The following is a 20,153-nucleotide window of genomic DNA, read 5'->3' as shown; positions in this document are numbered from 1 at the left end:
TCCCCCTCGTCGCTGTTGTTGCTGTTCTGCCTGGCCGTCGGCGGCCTGGCCGTGCACCAGCAGGCAGCACCGCGGCACGGGCGCTCTCCCGGCGTCGCGGCCTCCACCTCCACCACGGCCGGCCGCGACGGATGACGATGAGTTCCTCCGCGTCCCCGAACCCACCGGCGTCCCCGAACCCACCGGCGTCCCCGAACCGTCCGTCGTCCGCGGGCTCGTCCTCGTCCCGGGCGACCGGCGGAACCGGCGGGCCCGGGGGAACCACCGACCCGACCGAGGTCGGCCGGTACCGGCTGGTGCGCCGCCTCGGCGCGGGCGGGATGGGCACTGTCCACCTGGGTGTGGACCCCGCCGGCCGCCAGGTGGCCGTCAAGCTGATCCGCACCGACCTGGCCAGCCGGCCGGAGTTCCGGGCGCGGCTCAAGCGGGAGGCGGACAGCGCGCGGCGGGTCGCCCGGTTCTGCACGGCCGCGGTGCTCGACGTCGACGTCACCGGGGACGTCCCATATCTGGTGACCGAGTTCGTGGACGGGCCGACGCTGGCCGAGTCGGTGCGGGCGCGCGGGCCGCTCAGCCATGCCGAGCTGCATCAGCTGGCCGCGAGCATGTCCACGGCGCTGATGGCGATCCACCGGGCCGGGATCGTGCACCGTGACCTCAAGCCGGGCAACATCCTGCTGTCCCGGCTCGGCCCGAAAGTGATCGACTTCGGCATCGCCCGGGCGCTCGACTCGGCGTCGGATCTCAGCCGGGAGCATCTGGTGGGCACCCCGGCCTTCATGGCGCCCGAGCAGGCCCGCGGCGATGTGGTGACGTCCGCCGCCGACGTTTTCGCCTGGGGTGGGGTGCTCCTCTACGCCGCCACCGGCCACTACCCGTTCGGTCGCGGGCCGACGGCGACGCTGCTCTATCGGGTGGTCAACGAAAGCCCGGAGCTGGACGGGTTCGAGGACTCCCTGCGGCCGCTGGTCGAGGACGCGATGCGCAGGTCGCCGCACGAGCGGCCCACCGCCGAGCAGCTCTACGCGCGGCTGCTCGACCTGCACATGATCGAGTCCGAGCCGCCGGTGGGACCGCCGCTCGACGAGGTGACGGCTCTGGTGGAGCCCGTCACCCCCCGCACGCCCTCCGCCGCCGGACCGCCGGGATCCCCGGTGACGCCGCCGGGCACGACCGCACGGCCCGACCCGGAGGTGGGCCGGCATGTGGGCCGGGACCCCGCGGCGGGCCCGAACCCGGACCCGGACATCGAGCACGATTCGGGCCACGACCTGGACAACGACCTGGATGCGGATGCCACGGCTCGCCCGTCCGCGCCGGAGACCTTCGTGACCCTGCCGACGGTGATCCACCCGGGCCCCGCCCCACGGAGCGGCCACGGTGACGTCCCGGGCCGCAGGCCGGCGCCGGGACGTCGGCCTGGGCCTGGGCCTGGGCGTCAGCGGGCCCGTGGGCGTGGGCGTGGGCGTGGGATCAGCGTGCTCGCCGTGGTCGTCGCGGTCATCGTCGCCACGGTCGTGCTCATCGTCGGGTCCCGTCGTGACGAATCGGCAGCGGCCGGCCTTCCGCGGCAGGTCGCGACGAAGGCGCTGCGCCTGCAGTCGGACGACCGCGCGCTGGCACGCAGGCTCGCGCTGGCGGCCTACCAGGCGGCACCTGGGTCGATGGCCACCCGCAGCGCGATGATCGGCCTGTTCGCCACGGATGTCGACCCGCTCGCGGTCGCGCTCGGCACTCGTGTTCTCAGCGCCGCGCTGCGCCCGGACGGCAGAGTGCTCGCCGCCGGGACGGACGCGGGAACGATCGAGCTGTGGGATCTCGCGGACCGCTCGGTCCCTGTCCACGCCGGCACCATCTCGCGGGTCGGTGACTGGGTGTACTCGGTCGCGTTCAGCCCAGGCGGGGACCTGCTCGCCGCCGGCGTCGGTGACGGCGACATCAGGCTGTGGGACGTCGCCGATCCCGCGCGACCCGCCTCCCGGGCCAGCATCACGTTCCACCGGGACCGGGTCCGTTCGGTGGCCTTCGCCCCGAGCGGCGAGATCCTCGCGTCGGGCGGCGATGACGGCCAGATCGCCCTGTGGGACGTCACCGACCCGTCCGACCCACTGCGGCGCTGGGCGGCGGACGGTGCCACCGCCGGCATCCGGTCAGTCGCCTTCTCCCCGCGCGGCGGGCTGCTGGCCTTCGGCGGCGACGACGGCACCGTCCGGCTGTGGGACGTCGCAGATCCGACACGGCCGTCGGTGTCGGCGACGCTGCGTGGCGGCAGCGGCGGTGCCGGGAGCGACACCGGAGCCGGACGGACGGTGCAGTCGGTCGCCTTCTCCCCGGACGGTTCGGCGCTCGCCGCCGGCGGGCTCGACGGGTCCGTGCACCTGTGGGCGCTGCGGGCGACGGGCACGGCCGACCTCGGTTCCACTCCCGGCGGCCTCGGAGGGGTGACCAGTGTGGGGTTCAGCCCGGACGGCGGCCTGCTCATCTCGGCCAGCGAGGACGACACCGTGCGGCTCACCGACGTCTCGGTGCCGGCCAGCCCGGTGCCGCTCACCGACCTGCGCGGGCACGCGAAGGCGGTGAACGCGGCCCTGTTCCTGCCCGACGCGCGGACCGTCGTCTCCGTCAGCGGCGACACGTCGGCGAGGCTGTGGACGATCGACCCCGAGGCCCTCGCGCAGCGCGCCTGTACCGACCCGGCGAACCAGATCACCACGCAGGAGTGGCACGCCTACTTCCGGGACCTGACCTTCGACCCGCCGTGCTCCTGACGCAACGCCCGGCGCCGTTCCCCGATCGACCTCCGGACCGGACCAAAAAACAATCAGAAGAATGCGCCGATGAAGAATCGGAGCTGCCGCCAATTCCTGCCGCAGAACCTCGGAATTCTGCCACATGCTCATCATCGAATGGAAAAGGCCCACGGCACGGGCCTCAGCCGGAACGCTTCTCGAAACAAGTCTGCCGCTCCGACCGGGGAAACCGGTGCCAGCTGGCAACGCGTCATCGCGCCGAAGGTGACCGGCGGCCCGCACGGCGAATCGCGCTCGGAGTCGGAAAGCCGACCGGCCCGGTGTCGTGTTGGCTTCAGACCAAACGACGGTGCCGGGCCCACCATGTGGCCGTGATCAGGATTTCACCGTTTCGAGGTCAGCAGGACGACAGGACCGGTACCGGCCCCAGGCCCGGCTCCGGCCGCGCTCCCCGCCTGGTCCGTCGCCGAACCCGCGGGTCGGCGGCCGCCGCAGTCGTCGGCGTCCTGCTTATGGGGGCTCCGCTGACGCTGCTGACCGCCTGCCAGCCGAGCAGCGGCAGCGGAAGCAGCAGCGGGAAGAGCGCCGGCAGCCACGCCGGCGCACACCCGACCGCACGCGAGAAACCACCGGTCGTACCAGCGGATCAGCCGCGCTCCCCAGCCACCAGGGCACCGGGCGGACCGTCGGCCTATCGGATCACGGTCAGGAACGAGCAGGGGTCGATCGAGCCGAACGCCAGCTACACCGCGGCCGTGCCGGTGCTGACTGGTCCTGACGCGACGGTCGTGCGCCGGGTGAACGTGGCCATCGCCGCGTACGTCGACCAGGAGAAGGCCCACACCGCCCACGAGACCCTCACCCTGACAGCCGGCGATCCGCATGTGGGCACGCGGGTGCTCGCGCTCTCCTTCGGCGGCGACCGCTACCCGCCCGGCGCGGCGCACCCCAGCGAGCTCGCCAGTGGCCTGGTCTTCGACCTGCGCACCGGTGACCGCGTCACCATCGAGGACGTCTTCACCTCCACCGACGCGGGCCTGCGCCGGCTGGAGTCGGTCGTCCGGCCCGAGCTGGAGCGGCGGTTCCCGGACGGCCCGACGGGCGGGGTCACCGACCCGCTGCCGGCCAACTACCAGCAGTTCGTCGTGAACCCGAAGGGCCTGGTGGTGATCGTGACGGAGCTGCCGTACGTGCTCGGTCCGCAGAGCGTCCTCGTCCCGTGGAGCAGCCTCGACGGCCTCGTCCGGCCCGAGCTCGCCGAGATCCTGCGCTCCTGAGCACCTGTGAGTACGCCTGAGCCGAGATGCCGCGCTCCCGCGGGGAATGCCTCCGGGCGGGGCGGGATTGACACTACGAGTGAGCGACGTCGACGAATCCCTTCCGCTGGCCGTGCTCGACTTCGTGGGGATCGAGCACGGCGAGAGCCCGGCTGCCGCGATCGCGGGTGCGGTGAGCATCGCGCAGACCGTCGAGGCGGCCGGATATCGGCGGTACTGGGTCTCCGAGCACCACAACATGCACAGCCTGGCCTGCAGCGCCCCGGAGCTGCTGACCGCGCATGTCGGGGCGTTCACCTCCCGGATCAGGGTCGGCGCGGCCGGGATCATGCTGCCGAACCACACGTCGTTCAAGGTCGCGGAGCTGTTCCGAACGCTGGTGGCGATGTACCCCGGGCGCATCGACCTCGCGCTCGGCCGGGCTCCGGGCACCGATCCGCTGACCGCGCACGTGCTGCGCCGGGGCGGCGGCGCCGACGCCGGCGCGGAGTTCCCCCACCAGGTCGGGGAGCTGCTGGCGTTCCTCGGCGACGGCTTCCCGTCCGATCATCCGTACGCGCGGCTGGTCGCGGCGCCGGTGGTCGACGAGCGGCCCGAACTGTTCGTGCTGGGCTCCAGCCCGTACGGACCGCGCTTCGCGGCCGTCAACGGCCTGAGCGCGGTGTTCGCCCATCACATGAGCCCCGAGCTGGCGTTCGACGCGCTACGCGCCTACCGGCGTGAGTTCACCGCCCGCGGCGACGGCGACGGCGACGGGCCGTACTCGGCGATGTCCGTGCTCGCCTTCGCCAGCGAGGACGAGGAGGCCACGCTGGATTTCGAGGCGGCGTGGACGCTCACCATCCAGAACATCAGCCGCGGTGTCCGGGAACCGCTGCGGCCCGAGGACGTCCACGGCTTCGCCCGCTCCGAGCGGTTCCGGGCGGCGCGGCGCGACGACGGGCGGATGGTCACCGGGGAGCCGAAGGCCGTCGCCGCCCGCCTGTTGGAGATGAAGCAGCAGGCCCAGGCCGACGAGATCGTCGTCGTCACCCCGAGCCTGGACCGGGCCCGGCGCCAGGCCAGCTTCACCGCGCTCGCCGAGGCCTGGCGCCGCGCGGCCTAGGCCGGCCTGGTTCTGGGCCCGAGCCCGAGCCCGGGCCCGGGCAGGTTCTGCGCGGTTCCGCGGAACCGCCCTGTACCCAGCCCTGCCGGTGGCGCGTCTGTCTTGCGCCGCCCGGCAGCGGGAAGCTCACTCAGTGGCAGGCTGGCGCGGCGGCCAGCTGACGCAGGCACACCAAAGACGCAGGGACACCGGAGGGGATGTCGGGATGGCCGAGGCAAACGACTGGAACGCACAGATCATCGCCGAGTTCCGGGCGAACGCGGGGAAGGTCGGGGGGAACTTCGCGGGCGCCCCGATGGTGCTGGTGCATCACCGGGGCCGCAAGAGCGGTCGCGAATACGTCAATCCGATGATGTACCTGGCGGACGATACCGATACCAACACGATCTACGTGTTCGCCTCCAAGGCCGGCGCGCCGTCGAATCCGGACTGGTACTACAACCTGACGTCCGCCGGTGCGACGACCATCGAGCGCGGCGCCGAGACGTACCAGGTCGGCATCCGGGAACTCACCGGCACCGAACGCGACCAGGTGTTTGCCGAGCAGGCGCGCCGCTACCCGGGGTTCGCGGAGTACGAGACGAAGGCCGCGGGCATCCGGACGATCCCGGTGCTCGCCCTGCAACGCTCCTGAGCGAGCCTCACTCCCGGATACCCGCGAGACCCGGGTTCACTGCCGGGCGGTCGGCGACGACGACCCGGCCGCTGCGCAGTGAGTTGCGGCGGGAGGTCGGGGTGTCCAGCCGCTCGGCGATGGCGAGAAGGTCCTCGTCGCGCCGGACGGTGAAGCCGTGCCGGCCGAGGAGATCGCACATCGTCGCCGCCGTCCAGTAGGAGCGCCACGGTTCGCTCACCCACATGCTGTGCCGCCGGGCCAGGGTGTGCATCACCCGGGCGATCCACTGCCCGATCGCGATCCGGACCTGGCGGGCCTGATAGTTGATGATCAGTCGGCTGGCGGGGGCGGACAGGGCCGCGACGATGGCCATGGTCCGCTCGACCTCGGCCCGGGTGAGGTAGGGGACGACTCCCTCCCAGATCCAGGTGGTCGGCGCGTCCGCGCGGTGACCGGCGGCGGCCAGCGCGCTGCCGAGCCGGTCCCGGGCGAAATCGACGGGGACGAACCGGACCGGCTCCGCGGGCCCCGCGGGCCCGGCGGGCCGCGTGATCTCTCCGGGGCCCGTCACCCACGGCTGCCCCAGGCCGGCGAGCCGCTCCCGCTTGTCCCGCTGGGACGCCGGATGATCGACCTCGAAGACGACGCTGCCCGCGAGCTCCGGCATCCGCCAGGCGCGATCGTCCAGGCCCGCGCCGAGCAGCACGACCTGCGGGGACGGATGGTCGCGCAGCGCGTCGTCGATAGCGATCACCCGCGGCACGATGATCGTGGCGCAGGCCCGCACCGATTCGTAGTCGATGCGGTCGGGCCAGCCGGCGGGCGGTTTGCCGGCACGCACCTGCTCGACCGTTCGCCGTTCCTCGCCGCGCAGCAGGTGCGCCGCGAGCGGGTCGGCGAAGCGGCCGGCGGCGGTCAGGCCGTCCGCGGCCGCCCTCCCCTGGCAGACGAGCACCGCCGTGCGACTGCCCTCCGCAGCCTTCATCCCGCACCACCAATCGACTCGTCCCGCCTAGGGCCCGCCCGGCCACCCGGCCACCCGGCCACCCCGCCACCCGGTCACCCGGCCACCCCGCCGCGCAGGCCCGCCGCCGCGCCGCCGGCACAGCAACCGGGCGGACCTCCATGACGCGTCAGACCCGCGCCCCCGTCAACTCGGCGAACCCCGACGGCAGGGCGCGGCACCCGCAGGCTAGCCGATCGTGATCGGGAGCGACTCCCAGCCGCGGACGGTCGAGGTCTGGGCGAGCTTCGCGGTCTCCCAGTCGACGTCCCAGGACGGGAAGCGGCGCAGGATCTCCTCCATCGCCACCCGGCCCTCGAGCCGGGCGAGCGCCGCGCCCAGGCAGTAGTGCGCGCCGAGCCCGAAGGTGAGCTGGTTACCCATCCGACGGCGCAGGTCGAGGCGGTCCGCGTCGGGATACCGGGACTCGTCCCGGTTCGCGGAGCCGACGATGAACAGGATGGCGCTGCCGGCGGGAACCGTCTGCCGTGGAGCTCGACGTCCCGGGTGACGTACCGGCCGATGGATGGCTTCCTGATCGGTCTCGGGAATGCCGAGCAGCGGCCGGACCAGCCTGGCCAGCCCGGCCCGTGCCTCGACGGGACGCGGCGCCTGAGCACCGAGACGTACGCACCTACCGGCGCAAAGCGCGCATAGCGGATCGATGCATGGAGTCTCGCACCAATTCGGCGCCGGAATCAGATCGCGGGCCGGCCCGCTCCGGCCGCGATCGTCGCGCCCGTGATGAACCGGGTGCGATCGGAGGCGAGAAACACGACCGTCTCGGCGATCTCGTGGGGTGTCGCGAGCCGGCCGAGCAGGGTGTTCCGCGCGAGCCGGCCAAGGCCGTCCGCGCCGGTGGCCGCGACCAGTGCGTCCGTGCCGGTCGGTCCGGGCACGACGGTGTTCACGCGGACGCCCGCCGGGCCGAACTCGGTTGCCCAGGCACGGCTCAGCGACTCCAGCGCGGCCTTGGTCGCCCCGTAGGCGGAGAAGCCGGGCATGCCGACCCGCGCCGCAAGGGTGCTGATGTTGACGATGCTGCCTGCGCCCTTCTCGACCATCGCGGGCGCCAGTGCGGCGGTCAGGAGGTAGGGCGCGCGGACGTTGATGGCGAGCGCCGCGTCCAACGACTCGACGTCCTGCGACACCGTCGGCGCGCTGGGAATCGCGGCCGCGTTGTTGACCAGGATGTCGACGGGGCCCGCGAGCGACGCAAGACGGTGCGGCCCGGCCGGGTCGGCCAGGTCTGCCGCGACGAACCGGGCCGACCCACAGGCTGCCGCGATCTCCTCGACGAGAGCGGCTCCACGGGCAGCGTCACGACCAGTCACGACGACCCGAGCGCCGGCCGCGGCCATCAGCCTGGCCGTCTCCCGCCCGATGCCTCCGGTGGAGCCCGTGATCAGGGCGGTCTTTCCCTCAAGTTCCATGAGGATTTCCTATCGGAACCGGTCAGAGCCGGCCCGTCGTGCGTCACCCGTGGCGAGTCATCACCACTCAGCCGACAGCCCAGCCCGCCCGCGTACGCGCCGGGCTGTCATCACCCGCCGCCCGCGGAACTCGCCTCGCCGGGGCCGCAGCCAGGCCCGTCGCCGGCTCTGACCGCCGCGTCCAGCGTCCTGATGACCCAGTTCACGGCGCGGGTGGCGCGTTCGGGATCCAGCTTCCAGGTCACCGTCAGCCGCTCGTAGGACGAGACGTTCCAGAAGACGTCCAGCATCGCGGCGGCCAGCTCGGCCTCCTCGTCCGGCCAGTCCACGGCGGCGTCGGAGACGGCGGCGATGAGCGCGCGGCGCCGGCGTTCGTCGATGTCGGCGAAGGTCGGATCCTCGGGCGGCGGCTGGGCCACCGGGAAGGAGGACAGGTAGGCGAACATCCGCCCGACGACGTCGCCGAACTCCTCCAACCGGAGCCTTTCGAGTTCGACCCCGGCCTCCTGCTCCAGACGACGCATCACCGCGTCGCGCAGGCGCCGCTCGTTGGAGAAGTAGCGGTACACGGTGCTCTCGTTCACCTGGGCGCGGCGCGCCACCGCCCGGATGGTGAGGGCTCCCCAGTCCCAGGTCGGAAAGCCGTGGACCATCTCGGTCGCCGCGGCCAGGATGCGATCCCGCGTCACCGCGGCCTGCTGGCGGCGCAGCGGGCTCTCGTAGTGACGGCGACCGCCCGGGCCCGGGCCCCCTCCACCCGCTGCTCCACCGGCTGCCCTGCCGGACGCTCTGCCGGCTGTTCCGACGGCCGTTCTGCCTCAGGCCCATCCACGGTCAACGACCACCAGATCCTTCCGCGGCGTCGCGTCACCGGCCGATGCCGGTCGAACCCGTACGCGGCTTACTGCCATCGCACCGATGATGCCGGATCGGCCGCGGTGCGCGCGCATCCCGTGCCGGTGAGATCACGGCTGGCCGGCTGCCTCCGCGTCGAGGTCGCGGAACGCCGTCGCGTAGCGCCCCACCAGTGCGAGGGAGACGTCGTGGCGCTGCCAGCCGTCGGTGCCCAGCGTCGACAGCCAGATCGCGAGGCCGTAGGCGGCGCTGGCTCGGTAGCGGCGCCAGGACGACTCCCAGGACGGACGGGCGTCCGCCGGCAGGTCGAGCGCGTCGAGGTAGTGCCGCAGCAGGTCGGTCTCGTGGTCCCGCCGGTCCGGCGTCGTCAGCGCGCCCATCAGGAAGTAGCCGACGTCCTGGGTCGCTGCCGGTACCGCGGCACCCGACGCGGCGGTTCCGCGGTGCCGCGTCGCGGCGGTTCCGCGGTGCCGCGTCGCGGCGGTTCCGCATCGCCGCGGTTCCGCGGTGCCGCGTCGCGGGTGACCATGACCGCCGGAGCCCTGGAGGACACACGAGCGCCGAATTGCTGGCAGTGTGGCGCCATGAGCACTCGGGCGGTCGGACCTGACGAACTGCCGCCTGCGTTGCGCGTCCCCGAGCGGGTCGTGCCGGTACCGGCGAGCGTGAGCCCCGAGGCGCAGGCGATGCTGGGGTTGGGGGTACTAACCCCAGCGACGCGGTGGCCCGCGCTCGAAGACGTCGACGGCTGGCGCCGGGTGATCGCCGAACGCGACCAGGCCGCGCTCGCCGCGGCCGGAGCCTCCCCGATCCCGGCAGGTACCGAGATCCGCGACATCGACCTCGGCGACTTCCCGGTATACGAGATCGTCCCGGTCGGGGCGGCGGGCGACGACCGGCGGGTCTACCTCGACTTCCACGGTGGTGGCTTCGTGCAGGGCGGTGGCGCGGTCTGCCGGGCACGGACGTACAACACGTCGCAGTGGATCGGTGCCCGGGTGTGGTCCGTCGACTACCGCATGCCGCCCGATCACCCATACCCGGCCGCGGTCACCGACTGCGTCACCGCCTACCGGGCACTACTTGATCAGTATCGGCCACAGGACGTGGTCCTCGGCGGATCCTCCGCCGGTGCGTCGCTCGTCGCGAGCACGATTCTGCGCGCCCGCGACGAGGGCCTGCCGCTACCGGCCGCCGCGGTGATGAACACGCCGGTCGTCGACCTCAGCATCTGGGGCGACACGTTCCACACCAACCACGGGATCGACTCCATCCTCGACCGGGACCTCTCACAGGCGCTCCTGCTCTACGCCGACGGCCACGACCTGCGCGATCCCTACCTCTCGCCGCTTCACGGCGATCTGGCCAAGGGCTTTCCGCCGACCATCCTGCTCAGCGGGACCCGCGATCTCCTGCTGTCGGACACGGTGCGCTTCCATCGGGCGCTGCTGCGGGCAGGCCTCGAGGCCGAGCTGCATGTCTTCGAGGCCGCGGGGCACGGCGGCTTCCTCGGAACCGCCCCGGAGGACCGGGAGCGACTGGCCCAGATGCGGCAGTTCGCCGCCTCAGCCTGGGCCCGCGGCCGATAGGCCCCGGGACGGCCGCCAAGGCCCCGACGACCTCGTCCTTCGCCGGATAGGCCGGACAGGCCGGACAGGCCGGATCTGGCCAATCTCGCCGGTGGCCGGTGGCCCCCGCGGGCGCGCCGCGCTGTCACACAATCGCGCCGACCGCGGTCAACGCTCCCCGGCGACCTCGACGCCCGGATCTTGCTCGGCAGCAGCCGACAACTCGAGTAGCGACTCGAAGATCGGCCGATTTCGGTCGTTGAACGGGGCCACACAAGAGCCCGAGGATGGCCGCCACGACGACAGGCCAGCACCCTCACGACATCGTCCGGTCACGACGTGTCACACCGCACCGCGAGATGCGATCCCTCCGCGCCGGGCATGGAACCCGGAGACAGGGAGAATCTTGCGCAAGCGCTTGATCTCATTCTATCCTCACCTTCGGAAAGCGGTTTCCCAGCGGGCCTGACATCCAGGAGGGAGGTAACCGTCACGGTAGCCCTGACGATCACACACCTGGACCGACCCTGACCAGGTGCCGGATTTCACCCGTGATTTCGGCGTGCCCGCGGGAGTGACGCGCGCGTCGCGGAGGAACGCGCGGTGGGCCGACCGCCGCAGCAGTTGGCTGCGGATGGCGCACCGGCGCTGCCGCAATCTCACCCGGAGATCCGGCGGCCGACACGGAAAAGACCGCCAGAAGCGGCCGCCAAAGGACACTGGATGCGCACACCAGCGCGGACATCCACTCCGAGATCCCGCCACCGGCCACCCGGCAAACCAGTGACCGATACTGGGTACCCGCGAGCCGATCAGGTTCGGGTCCGGCAGACCACCGCAGCCCGGGAAAATAGTTTTCCAGGTACCCGGGCCTCACCCACGGCAGCTGCCGTCCTGTTTTGCGCTGCCGTACGAAAGAGAAAACAAGCTCCCAGGAACGAAGTGAAGGCGAAAGGTGCGGCGAGAATGAAACAGACGATGAAGATACGACTCGGTGCGGCACTGGCCACGTCGGCGGTCGCGGCCGCCGCGGGCACGGTGCTCGCTGTCTCCGGGCCGGCCGCGGCGGCGACCGGCGGCGTCACCGGCTACGCGGCCCAGAACGGCGGAACCACCGGCGGCGCGGGCGGGGCGACGGTGCTTGCCACCACCGGCACCCAGATCCACCAGGCATTATGCAACCGGGCCAGCGCCAGCACCCCGATCATCATCCAGGTCCAGGGCACGATCAACCACGGGAACACCACTCAGGTGTCCGGCTCGAGCTGCAACACCGCGGCCGATAAGATCGAGTTAAAGCAGATCAGCAACGTCACCCTGGTCGGAGTCGGCAGCGGCGCCGTCTTCGACCAGTTAGGTATTCACATCCGCGAGTCGAGCAACATCATCATTCAGAACGTGACCGTTCAGAACGTCAAGAAGTCGGGCTCGCCGATCTCCAACGGCGGTGACGCCATCGGCATGGAGACCGACGTTCACAACGTCTGGGTCGACCACGTGAGCCTCATCGCCTCGGGCGGCGAGTCGGCCGGCTACGACGGCCTGTTCGACATGAAGGACAACACCCAGTACGTGACCCTTTCGTACAGCACGCTCAGCAACTCGGGCCGCGGTGGCCTGATCGGCTCCAGCGACTCCGACCTCACCAGCTCGTTCGTCACGTTCCACCACAACAAGTACACGAACATCGACTCCCGCACACCGCTGCTACGCGGCGGAACCGCACACATCTACAACAACCACTATGTCAGCCTCAACGAGTCCGGTATCAACTCCCGGGCTGGGGCCAAGGCCAAGGTCGACAACAACTACTTCGAGGACTCCAAGGACGTTCTCGGCACCTTCTACACCGACCTCGCCGGCTACTGGCAGGTCAGCGGCAACATCTTCGACAACGTGACCTGGAGCAGCCCCGGAACGGACACCAACCCGGCCGGGCCGAATCCGGTTTCCAACACCACCGTCAGCATTCCCTACTCCTACACCCTCGACGCCGCCAGCTGCGTGCCGACCGTCGTGGCCCAGACCGCCGGCGCCAACACCGGCCTGCAGGTCTCGAGCGGCAGCTGCTCGGTGACGACCCCGACGACGTCCCCCACCACCTCGCCCACGACGTCGCCGACCACCTCCCCCACCACGTCGCCGACCACGCCTTCTGGGACGAACCTCAGCCTCTCCGGCGACTCGGACGGCTCCAGCAAGGCCAGCGGGACGAGCTACGGCAACGTGCGTGACGGCGACCTGACCACCTACTGGTCGCCGACCGGCTCGACCGGCGAGATCTCGATCAAGTGGAGCTCCACCAGGTCGGTGTCAGCGATCAACATCCGTGAGCTGGCCGGCTCCACCGGCGCCATCGGCTCCTGGCAGGTCATCAACGGCGACACCGGGGCCGTGCTGAAGTCCGGCACAGGTGCTGGTGTCATCTCCTTCACCTCGACGTCCCTCAAGAAGATCACCTTCAAGATCACCAGCTCCTCCAGCACGCCGAAGGTCGCGGAGTTCGAGACCTACGCCTGAGCCGTCAGATCCTCATCCACACGGGATCGACAGCAGATCACCAGCCCGGGGGCCGTTGGCACGATGCGACGGCCCCCGGGCCTTTCCGGCCGGGCTCCGGCCGCAATCTCGGAAAGCGCTTTACGGTTTCGCCGGAAATTATTGACCTTCTGATGTGGCCGTCTTATCTTGGCTGAACCAACCGGAGCGCACGAGCTGCGCCCGGTATACCCACCTCACTCGGATCGTCCGGCACGTTCCTGCCGGTGGAGGGTGTGACCACGCAATGCCTACCGTAGAATTCGTCAAGGCGACCAGAAACTATGCCGGCGGCGGGCTGCCCGCCGTCGACGCGCTCGATCTCGAGATCGCGGACGGGGAGTTCCTCGTCTTCGTGGGCCCGTCCGGCTGCGGCAAGTCCACGTCGTTAAGAATGCTCGCCGGCCTGGAGCCGGTGGACGGCGGCCGGATCCACATCGGCAGCCGCGACGTCACCGATCTGCCGCCGAAGGCCCGGGACATCGCGATGGTCTTCCAGAACTACGCGCTCTACCCGCACATGAACGTGGCCGACAACATGGCCTTCGGGCTGAAGATCGCAGGCGTTCCGAAGGAGGAGCGCACCCGGCGCATTCGCGAGGCCGCGAAGCTGCTGGACCTGGAGCCCTACCTCGACCGCCGCCCGAAGGCGCTCTCCGGCGGCCAGCGCCAGCGGGTCGCGATGGGCCGGGCCATCGTGCGGGAGCCGCAGGTGTTCCTGATGGACGAGCCGCTGTCCAACCTCGACGCGAAGCTGCGGGTGTCCACCCGCACCCAGATCGCGTCGCTGCAGCGCCGGCTCGGGATCACCACCGTCTATGTCACCCATGACCAGGTGGAGGCCATGACCATGGGCGATCGGGTGGCGAGTCGTCCCCGGTGTAGAGCTTCACCTCCGCCGGCAGCGCCCGGCGCAGCGCGACCTCGTGCGCGGCGTCCAGCAGGGAGACCTTGACCCCGTCGATTGCGCCGGCGTGGTCGCGCACCAGGTCGACGAACGAGGCGGTCGCCCGGCTGAGGTCCGGTGAGCCCCAGTAGCCCTCGAGCGCCGGGTCGAACATCGGGCCCAGCCAGTGCAGGATCACCGGTGCGGTGGTCTGTTCCAGGACCCGGCTGTAGACCTTGTGGTATTCCTCCGGCCCACGGGCCAGTCGGGCGAGCTGACGGCTGGCCATCAGGATGACGGTGGCGCCGGCGTCCTCGACCACGGCGACCTGCTCCTCGTACGCCGCGATCACCGCCGGGAGCCCGGGCAGGTCAGCCGACGCGTGATCGGTGCCCGCGCCGGCGGCGATGCGGCCGCCGGCGGCCCGCGCCTCGGCGGCGCCGCGGTGGATGAGCGTGCGGGTGGCATCCCAGTCCAGGCCCATGCCACGCTGCGCGGTGTCCATGGCCTCGGCCACGCCCAGGCCGTAGGACCACAGGTGCCGGCGGAAGGCCATCGTCGCATCCCAGTCCACGACGGCGGGGGCGCCCGGGGCGTTGTCGCCCAGCGGGTCGGCGACGACGTGCGCCGCGGCGTAGGCCGTCCGGCTCGTCGGCGGGGCCGCCGGTCTGGGCCAGGCGACCGGCTCGCGCAGCACGCGCCGCTCCGTCGTCCCGTCCGGCCGCGGGAGCCCGATCACCGTGCTCACGGCGTGAGCTCCGCCAGCGCGACGCGCTGCCCCGACGCCGACGAGCGCAGGCCGGCCTCGGCGAGCTGGATCCCGCGGGCCCCGGAGAGGAAGTCGTACGGGTGCCCGGCCCCGTCGACGACATGCCGGACGAACTCCTCCCACTGCACCTTGAAGCCGTTGTCGATCTGCCCGTTGTCGGGGACGTCGAGCCACTGGTCCCGGAACCGCTCGGCGACCGGGCGGTCGGGGTCCCAGACGGCGCGTGGAGTGTTCGCCCGATGCTGCACCCGGCACCCGAACAGCCCCGCGACCGCGCTGCCCTCGGTGCCGTCCACCTGGAACTCGACCAGCTCGTCCCGGTTGACCCGGACGCACCAGGAGGAGTTGATCTGGGCGATGATGCCGCCGGTGAGCTCGAAGATTCCGTAGGCGGCGTCGTCGGCGGTCGCGGTGTAGGTGCTGCCGTCCTCGCGGAACCGCTGCGGGATGTGGGTGGCGGTGCGGGCCGTCACCGCCTCGACCCGGCCGAACAGGTTCTCCAGGACGTAGTTCCAGTGGCAGAACATGTCCACCACCAGGCCGCCGCCGTCCTCGGCCCGGTAGTTCCAGCTCGGCCGCTGCGTGGACTGCCAGTCACCCTCGAAGACCCAGTAGCCGAACTCGCCGCGCACCGACAGGATCCGGCCGAAGAAGCCGCTGTCGACCAGGCGGCGGAGCTTGCGGATGCCGGGCAGGTAGAGCTTGTCGTGGACGACGCCGCTGCGCACCCCGGCGTCACGTGCCGCGCGGGCCAGGCCGAGCGCGCCCTCGCCGGATTCGGCCACCGGCTTCTCGGTGTAGATGTGCTTGCCGGCCGCGATCGCCGCCTTGATGGCCGCCTCACGGGCGCTGGTCACCTGCGCGTCGAAGTAGATGCCGGCCGCGGGATCGTCGAGCGCCTCGTCGAGGCGGGTCGTCCACCGGTCGAGGCCGTGCTGGGCGGCGATGCGCTCGAGTTTCGCCGCGTCCCGCCCGACCAGGATCGGTTCGAGGACGACGCGGCTGCCGTCGGCCAGCTCGACACCCCCCTGATCGCGGATGGCGAGGATCGAGCGGACCAGATGCTGGCGGTACCCCATCCGGCCCGTGACGCCGTTCATCACCACACCAAACGTGCTGTGAGTCATCTGGCCTCCTCGGGAGACTCCGAAATTAGTTGGAAAGCGTTTTCCCAAAAACTGTACTTTGGTGCGCGCGCGGCGCGCAAGGATCGATCAGGACCGGGCCACCGATGACGGCCGGGAATCGGCGGCGCCCCCGCGGCGCCCTCACGGCACTCCGAGGCACTCCGGGACCGGTGGGGCGAGGCCGAAGAGTGGAGGATTCCGGTCGTTCGGACGACCAGGATCCTCACTTCCTGCGGATCGCCAGGGCTCCACGCCCCGGCAGCCCGCCGACGGCTCAGGAGGAGCGGTCGGGAGTGCTCTCGCGGATGACGACCTCGCCTCGGATCCGCTGCGTGCGGGGCTTGTCCGCGGGTGGCTGGACCGCCAGGCGCAACGCCCAGACGCCGAGATCCTCCAGCGGGACACGGACCGTCGTCAGCGCCGGCGTGACATCGCGCAACGTGACGATGTCATCGAACCCGGCCACGGCCATCTCCTCCGGCAGGCGGACCCCGTGGTCGCGCAACGCGGCCATGGCACCCACCGCCATCACGTCGTTGACCGCGAAGACGCAGGTGGCGTCGGTGCCACGGTGCAGCAGCTCGGACATCGCCGCGTAGCCGCCGTCGCGGGTGAACTCACCGGCCACCACCCGGCCGGCCGGCAGCTCGGCGCCCACCTTGGCCAGGCCGGCACGGAAGCCGGCGAGCCTGTCCCGGGCCGTCAGCAGCTCGGGCGGGCCCGCGAGGACGGCGAAGCTGCGGTACCCGAGACCGTGCAGGGTGGTCGCGAGACCGGCCGCGCCGGACCGGTTGCCGACCACCACGGTGTTGACCGGCAGCTTCTGCTGGCTGATCGCCGCGACCTGGCCGCCGGCCGCCTGGAACGCCGCCACCTCGACCCCGAGCCGCTCGGACGTCTCCCCGTCGGCGAACCGGCTGCCGGCGAGGATGAGCACCCGGGCCCGCTGCTGGCGCAGCGCCGCGACGTACTCGACCTCCCGGGCCGGGTCGCGCTGGGTGCTGCCCATGGTGACGATGAGGCCGTGCTCGTCGGCGGCACGCATGACGCCGGCGGCGATGGCGGAGAAGAACGGGTCGGCGATGTCGTGCACGACCAGCCCCACCAGGTTGGTGGTGCCGCGCGCCATCGCCTGCGCGTTGGCGTTGGGTGTGTAGTTCAGCGCCGTGGCGGCCGCGAGGACGCGCTCACGCAGGTCCGGGCGCACCGTGCGGGTGGCGCTGCCGTTGAACGCCCGCGAGGCCGTGGCCAGGGACACCCCGGCGGCCCGCGCGACCTCCTGCAGGGTTGCCGAACCCGACTGCCTGTTGTCCTGCGCTTGCCCTCTCACGCTCGTCCATTCGTTCACCGATGCCAGCACAGGCCGCCTGCTGCGGCCGCGTCACCGCGGCCATTGTCCAGCGCGGGCCTGCTCACCCCCGTCGGCAAGCACCCCAAGGGTACGGCCGGCCCGCCGGCATCGCCCACATTTCCCTACCTGCGGACGACCACGCAGCTGTTGCCAGACGGCCACCTGCACTCTACCGTGATTGGAAAGCGTTTTCCGATCTGGACGGGTGATGAAGCTGTCAGCGACGACAGAGGCCACGGCGGACGACGGCCCGGCCCGCACGTCCGACCCGGTCGGGCATGCCGGGCCGGACGGTCAGGGCCGGACCGACCGGCCACGGCGACGCCACAACCGGCTCTCCCTCAACCAGAAGACCGTCGACCGCCTCACCCTCCCCGAGGTGGTCGACGAATGCGTCCGGGCCGGCATCGGATCGATCGGGGTCTGGCGCGAGCCGCTGCACGACCTCGGGGTCGACCGGGGCGCCCGGCTCATCCGGGAGGCGGGGCTGCGGGTGTCATCGCTGTGCCGCGGCGGCTTCTTCACCATGGCCCCCGGCCCGGGTCGCGGCGCTGGACGACAACCGCCGGGCGATCGACGAGGCCGCCTCGCTGGACGCACCCTGCCTTGTGCTGGTCGTCGGCGGCCTGCCGGCAGGATCGCGGGACCTGCTCACCGCCCGCCAGCGGGTGGTCGAGGCGCTGCACGACCTCGCCCCACACGCGGTGGAGCGCGGTGTCCGGCTGGCGCTGGAGCCGATGAACCCGATCTACTGCGCCGACCGCGGTGTGGTGTCGACACTGGGCCAGGCCCTCGACATCGCCGAGGGCTTCGCCCCGGCCGCGGTCGGCGTCGTCATCGACACCTACCACGTCTGGTGGGATCCGGATCTCGACGCGCAGATCGCCCGGGCCACCGGGCGGATCGCGAGCTTCCAGGTCGCCGACTGGATCACGCCGCTGCCGGCCGACACCGTGGCGGCCCGCGGGATGGTGGGCGACGGCCACATCGACTTCCGCCGGCTGCGCGCGCTGGACGACGCCGCCGGCTACACCGGCGACATCGAAGTGGAGATCTTCAACGCGCAGCTGTGGTCGAGGCCCGGTCCCCAGGCCGTCGACCTGACAGCCCGACGCTTCGCCGACCACGTTGCCGACCTCGTCGTCGAGGACCAGGACATCGACGGCACGGAGGGAGACCTATGACCACCGCCACCGACCGGTCGGACCGGTCGGACCTGCCTGCCCCGCACGCGGCCGCGCTGACCGGGCATCTGTTCGTCGGTGCGACGCGCGTTCCCGGCACCGGTGCGGAGACCCACTCGGCGGATCCGCGCACCGGCCGGGTACTGGCGCCTGCGTACCGCCAGGCCGGGTCCGCGCAGGTGAGCAGGGCCTGCGCACTCGCCGAGGAGGCGTTCGACGCCTACCGGGCCGTGGCGCCGGCCCGACGGGCCCGCTTCCTCGAGCGCATCGCCGACAACCTGGCCGACCTGGCCGACGCGCTGGTCGACCGGGCCGGCCAGGAGACGGGACTCCCCCACGCGCGGCTGACCGGTGAGGTCGCCCGAACCACCGGGCAGCTGCGGCTGTTCGCGGACGTCGTGCGGGAGGGCAGCTGGCACGGGGCCCGCATCGACCTGGCGCTGCCCGAACGCCAGCCCGTGCCGCGCCCCGACCTGCGCCAGCGGCAGATCCCGCTGGGGCCGGTGGCGGTGTTCGGCGCGAGCAACTTCCCGCTGGCGTTTCTCGGTGGCCGGCGGCGACACCGCCGCCGGCGTCTCGGCGACGTCCTGCGTGCCGTCGAAGGCCAGCTGACCGCGACCGTGCACGCGGGGCCCACCGACCTCGACGACGTCCGCCGGCTGCTGCCGGTGCTGGAGCGCCGGGCCGGGCGGATCGTGTTCGACGGCTGGCCCACCGGGGTGGAGGTCGGCCACGCGATGGTCCACGGCGGGCCGTTCCCGGCGACGTCGGACCCGCGCGCCACCTCCGTCGGATCGCTGGCGATCGAGCGTTTCCTGCGCCCGGTCGCCTACCAGAACGCCCCGCGGGAACTGCTGCCCGCGCCGGTCGGTGACGGTAACCCCTGTCGGATCCCGCGCCGGGTCGACGGAACGCTCTCGTTCGACTGAGCCCATGGCGCTTGACTCAGGCCTGCTGTTGGTCGCCGCCGGTGTCGGCGCGGGCCTCGCCGGATCGATCGCCGGCCTGGCCTCGCTGATCAGCTACCCGGCGCTGCTCGCCATAACGCTGTCCCCGGTGACGGCGAACATCACGAACACGATGGCATTGTTCTCCAACACGCTGGGGATCGCGGCCGGCTCCCGCGTGGAGCTGCGCGGCCAGCGTGACCGCCTGCTGCCGTTGATCGCCATCGCCGGTGTGGGGGGTGGGCTCGGCGCGGCCCTGTTGTTGTGCACCCCGGCGTCGGCGTTCGAGGCCGTCGTGCCGTGGTGCGTCGCCTTCGGCTCCGTGCTGATCCTGGTGCGTGATCCGCTGCGGCGATGGGCGCAGACGTGGGCACAGGCACGGGCGAGCCCAGATCCTCCGGCACGGGCACGGGCGGGATCCCGGGGTGGCTGGCCGCGAGCGAGGAGGCCGCCGACATCCAGCAGACCGAGCGCGGCGTGCCGGCCAACGAGCGGATCCGCGAGTACATCACCCCCAAGCTCGGTGAGACCAACAAGGCCGTCGTCGAGTACCTCGACCGGGTGAAGCCCGGCGACGCCGAGCCGGTCACTCCCCCCGGCGGCAGCGCCATCGAGAGCCTGGTGTCGCGCTACACCGAGCAGGTGCTGTTCAAGCAGACGACCCCGGCGGACGCCGCGAAGAACTTCATCTCCGACCTCACGACCGAGGTCAGGAACGCCAAGTAGTCCCCCGGCCGCCGGCGC

General features: G+C 71.8%; 14 protein-coding genes and 5 pseudogenes. 11 read left to right on the top strand and 8 right to left on the bottom strand.

Translation table 11 applies throughout. The features are described from left to right. Window positions 1-137: 137 nt before the first annotated feature. From FREUN1FDRAFT_RS04295 to FREUN1FDRAFT_RS04280, 4 genes are all read left to right on the top strand, one after another. Entirely contained in the window at window positions 138-2,768 is a 2,631-nt protein-coding gene (locus FREUN1FDRAFT_RS04295) for a WD40 repeat domain-containing serine/threonine protein kinase (protein WP_006538719.1), read from the top strand. 494 nt (window positions 2,769-3,262) lie between these two features. Continuing rightward, window positions 3,263-4,027, top strand: a complete 765-nt coding sequence (locus tag FREUN1FDRAFT_RS04290) for an RsiV family protein (protein ID WP_006538718.1) — start codon at window positions 3,263-3,265, stop codon at window positions 4,025-4,027. Between the two features lie 79 nt (window positions 4,028-4,106). Next, window positions 4,107-5,132, top strand: coding sequence for an LLM class flavin-dependent oxidoreductase (locus FREUN1FDRAFT_RS04285; protein WP_006538717.1), 1,026 nt, complete (start codon window positions 4,107-4,109; stop codon window positions 5,130-5,132). 205 nt (window positions 5,133-5,337) lie between these two features. Next, window positions 5,338-5,766 carry a nitroreductase family deazaflavin-dependent oxidoreductase gene (locus FREUN1FDRAFT_RS04280; protein WP_006538716.1) on the top strand — a complete coding sequence of 143 codons (429 nt, stop codon included), beginning with the start codon at window positions 5,338-5,340 and terminating at the stop codon, window positions 5,764-5,766. 7 nt (window positions 5,767-5,773) lie between these two features. Here the strand turns inward: FREUN1FDRAFT_RS04280 and FREUN1FDRAFT_RS04275 are convergent, their stop codons facing one another. From FREUN1FDRAFT_RS04275 to FREUN1FDRAFT_RS04255, 5 genes and pseudogenes are all read right to left on the bottom strand, one after another. Continuing rightward, a complete protein-coding gene (locus tag FREUN1FDRAFT_RS04275) occupies window positions 5,774-6,733 on the bottom strand; it encodes a class I SAM-dependent methyltransferase (RefSeq protein ID WP_006538715.1) in 960 nt (319 codons plus the stop codon). A 207-nt stretch (window positions 6,734-6,940) separates the two neighbouring features. Then, window positions 6,941-7,281 (bottom strand): annotated as a pseudogene (locus FREUN1FDRAFT_RS44925) (cytochrome P450); the annotation flags it as partial. A 168-nt stretch (window positions 7,282-7,449) separates the two neighbouring features. Then, entirely contained in the window at window positions 7,450-8,184 is a 735-nt protein-coding gene (locus tag FREUN1FDRAFT_RS04265) for an SDR family NAD(P)-dependent oxidoreductase (protein WP_006538713.1), read from the bottom strand. Window positions 8,185-8,294: 110 nt separating this feature from the next. Further along, entirely contained in the window at window positions 8,295-8,873 is a 579-nt protein-coding gene (locus FREUN1FDRAFT_RS04260; RefSeq protein WP_006538712.1) for a TetR/AcrR family transcriptional regulator, read from the bottom strand. 276 nt (window positions 8,874-9,149) lie between these two features. Beyond that, window positions 9,150-9,419 (bottom strand): hypothetical protein, encoded by a 270-nt coding sequence (locus FREUN1FDRAFT_RS04255; protein WP_006538711.1) that lies wholly within the window; start codon window positions 9,417-9,419, stop codon window positions 9,150-9,152. Between the two features lie 204 nt (window positions 9,420-9,623). On the opposite strand from FREUN1FDRAFT_RS04255, the gene FREUN1FDRAFT_RS04250 reads away from it, so the two are divergent. The 3 genes and pseudogenes from FREUN1FDRAFT_RS04250 to FREUN1FDRAFT_RS40990 all read left to right on the top strand — a co-directional run. Then, window positions 9,624-10,628, top strand: coding sequence for an alpha/beta hydrolase (locus FREUN1FDRAFT_RS04250; protein WP_050795730.1), 1,005 nt, complete (start codon window positions 9,624-9,626; stop codon window positions 10,626-10,628). 957 nt (window positions 10,629-11,585) lie between these two features. Further along, window positions 11,586-13,127 (top strand): polysaccharide lyase family 1 protein, encoded by a 1,542-nt coding sequence (locus tag FREUN1FDRAFT_RS04245; protein WP_232295034.1) that lies wholly within the window; start codon window positions 11,586-11,588, stop codon window positions 13,125-13,127. A gap of 265 nt (window positions 13,128-13,392) precedes the next feature. Then, window positions 13,393-14,013: pseudogene (locus FREUN1FDRAFT_RS40990) on the top strand (ABC transporter ATP-binding protein); the annotation flags it as partial. Between the two features lies 1 nt (window position 14,014). Here FREUN1FDRAFT_RS40990 and FREUN1FDRAFT_RS04235 read toward each other — a convergent pair. The 3 genes and pseudogenes from FREUN1FDRAFT_RS04235 to FREUN1FDRAFT_RS04225 form a co-directional block, all read right to left on the bottom strand. Then, window positions 14,015-14,779 (bottom strand): annotated as a pseudogene (locus tag FREUN1FDRAFT_RS04235) (DUF993 family protein); the annotation flags it as partial. Beyond that, window positions 14,776-15,927, bottom strand: coding sequence for a Gfo/Idh/MocA family protein (locus FREUN1FDRAFT_RS04230; protein ID WP_006538706.1), 1,152 nt, complete (start codon window positions 15,925-15,927; stop codon window positions 14,776-14,778). The gene FREUN1FDRAFT_RS04230 and the pseudogene FREUN1FDRAFT_RS04235, both read right to left, overlap by 4 nt. A 274-nt stretch (window positions 15,928-16,201) precedes the next feature. Further along, the gene (locus tag FREUN1FDRAFT_RS04225) at window positions 16,202-17,257 is read right to left on the bottom strand and encodes a LacI family DNA-binding transcriptional regulator (RefSeq protein WP_050795736.1); all 1,056 of its coding nucleotides are present in this window, start codon (window positions 17,255-17,257) and stop codon (window positions 16,202-16,204) included. A 235-nt stretch (window positions 17,258-17,492) separates the two neighbouring features. On the opposite strand from FREUN1FDRAFT_RS04225, the pseudogene FREUN1FDRAFT_RS40985 reads away from it, so the two are divergent. The 4 genes and pseudogenes from FREUN1FDRAFT_RS40985 (at window position 17,493) to FREUN1FDRAFT_RS42850 (ending at window position 20,135) form a co-directional block, all read left to right on the top strand. Then, a pseudogene (locus tag FREUN1FDRAFT_RS40985) lies at window positions 17,493-18,462 on the top strand (sugar phosphate isomerase/epimerase family protein). Beyond that, window positions 18,459-19,391 carry an aldehyde dehydrogenase family protein gene (locus FREUN1FDRAFT_RS04215; protein ID WP_006538703.1) on the top strand — a complete coding sequence of 311 codons (933 nt, stop codon included), beginning with the start codon at window positions 18,459-18,461 and terminating at the stop codon, window positions 19,389-19,391. The pseudogene FREUN1FDRAFT_RS40985 and the gene FREUN1FDRAFT_RS04215 overlap by 4 nt, the downstream one beginning before the upstream one ends. 4 nt (window positions 19,392-19,395) lie before the next feature. Continuing rightward, window positions 19,396-19,728 (top strand): annotated as a pseudogene (locus tag FREUN1FDRAFT_RS42855) (TSUP family transporter); the annotation flags it as partial. 47 nt (window positions 19,729-19,775) lie between these two features. Further along, window positions 19,776-20,135, top strand: coding sequence for a hypothetical protein (locus tag FREUN1FDRAFT_RS42850; protein ID WP_035949737.1), 360 nt, complete (start codon window positions 19,776-19,778; stop codon window positions 20,133-20,135). Window positions 20,136-20,153: the final 18 nt, after the last annotated feature.

Source organism: Parafrankia sp. EUN1f (assembly GCF_000177675.1).
Lineage (GTDB): Bacteria > Actinomycetota > Actinomycetes > Frankiales > Frankiaceae > Parafrankia.
The sequence above is the reverse complement of the archived record's forward strand: the minus strand, read 5'-3'. Positions and strand labels throughout refer to the sequence as shown.